Genomic DNA, 1949 nt, shown 5'->3' on the forward strand with positions numbered 1-1949 from the left:
CGACCGCGCTGAACATCGCGAAGGATTACTCGCACATCCTCGCGCCGGCGACGGCCTACGGCAAGAACATCGCGCCGCGTATCGCCGCGAAGCTGGACGTCGCGCAGATCTCGGACATCACGGCGGTCGATTCGGCCGACACGTTCGAGCGCCCGATCTACGCGGGTAACGCGATCGCAACGGTGCAGTCGAGCGATCCGATCAAGGTGATCACGGTGCGTTCGACGGGTTTCGATCCGGTGGCAGCAGAAGGCGGCAGCGCATCGGTCGAGAAGATCGAAGCGGCAGCCGACGCCGGCAAGTCGCAATTCGTGAGCCGTGAAGTGACGAAGCTGGACCGTCCGGAACTGACGAGCGCGAAGATCATCGTGTCGGGCGGTCGCGGTCTGGGTAGCGGCGAGAACTACACGAAGGTACTGGAGCCGCTGGCAGACAAGCTGTCGGCAGCACTGGGCGCATCGCGCGCGGCAGTCGACGCCGGCTACGTGCCGAACGACTACCAGGTCGGCCAGACCGGCAAGATCGTCGCACCGCAGCTGTACATCGCGGTCGGCATCTCGGGTGCGATTCAGCACTTGGCCGGCATGAAGGATTCGAAGGTGATCGTCGCGATCAACAAGGATCCGGAAGCGCCGATCTTCAGCGTGGCTGACTACGGTCTCGTCGGCGATCTGTTCGCGCTCGTGCCGGAACTCGTGGCCGAGCTCGGCTAAAGCTGTGTGACGTTTCGGCGTCAAGCACACGAGAAGAGGGGCGCGACGAGCGCCCCTTTTTTTCGCCATCGACAGAAGGGGGAAGAGGGAGACACCTCATGAGCTATCAAGCCCCTGACCGGCACGACGACGGTTCGATGAAATGAAAAAGGCGCCCCTCTGAACTGCACCCCAAAAGTTGGATGCGAATCCAACCTTTGGGGTGTTTTTCATGGCGCAGTACGACGAGAAATTCAAGCGGGAAGTGGTGAGGCGCTACGCGTCTGGCCGATACGGCTACAAGAGCATCGCGCGGGAGTTTGGCCTGCATCCTGGGACGGTGCAGCGCTGGGTCTCAAGCCATGAGCAGCATGGTGAGGCCGGACTGCGTAAGAAGTACAGCCGATACAGTGCGACGTTCAAGCTCAAGGTGCTGCGCAGGATGTGGCGCGATCAGTTGTCTTATCGTCAGGCCGCGGCGCTGTTCAATCTGCGCGGCAATGATGCGGTAAGCCGATGGGAACGCCAGTATCATGAGGGCGGTCTGGGCGCATTGGCGCCCAAGCCCAAAGGACGCTTGAGAAAGATGCCTACGCCGACACCCCCCGCCAAGCCGATAGATACCGAGACCGAGGACACGCTCACGCGTGAAGCACTGCTCGCGGAACTCAAATATCTGCGCGCGGAGGTGGCGTACCTAAAAAAATGGAATGCCTTGGTTCAGGCCAAAGAGGCCGCTGCGCAGAAAAAGCGCAGCTAGTGCTTGAACTGAGGCAAGACCACGATTTATCGGACCTGCTGAGGGCTGCCGGGCTGGCTCGCAGCACGTTCTACTATCAAGCCAAAGTGCAGATGGCCGGCGATAAGTACGCCAGCCTGAAAGTGTGCATCCGGAAAATCTACGAGCGCCACAAGGGCCGCTATGGCTACCGACGCGTGACGGCCGAACTGCGCCGGGCGGGACAGGCGATCAATCACAAGACCGTGCAGCGCTTGATGCAAGTACTTGGGTTGAAATCGCTGGTGCGGCCCAAGAAATACCGCTCCTACCGTGGGGAGCTGGCTCAGGTGCCGAATCGGCTGGAACGGCAATTCCGTGCCGAACGGCCGAATCAGAAGTGGGTTACCGAGGGGGTGTCAGAATTTCCGTGTTCAAGACGGGTTGAGATTCACACGGATGGTCGAACGAACCGATCCTCGTAGAGGATGGCGAATTGGTTCATGGCTGCCTTCCAATCGTGAGCAGCACGCCCCCAA

Annotated in this window: 1 protein-coding gene and 1 pseudogene; both read left to right on the forward strand. The window is 60.6% G+C overall.

Annotated features, from left to right (window positions below; translation table 11 throughout):
- On the forward strand, window positions 1–713 hold a 713-nt coding region (locus tag LGN19_RS39430; protein ID WP_226220241.1), incomplete at its 5' end, for an electron transfer flavoprotein subunit alpha/FixB family protein.
- 211 nt (window positions 714–924) lie between these two features.
- Window positions 925–1838 (forward strand): annotated as a pseudogene (locus tag LGN19_RS39435) (IS3 family transposase); the annotation flags it as partial.
- Between the last annotated feature and the right edge of the window lie 111 nt (window positions 1839–1949).

It is taken from the genome of Burkholderia sp. AU30198, from assembly GCF_020419825.1.
Lineage (GTDB): Bacteria > Pseudomonadota > Gammaproteobacteria > Burkholderiales > Burkholderiaceae > Burkholderia.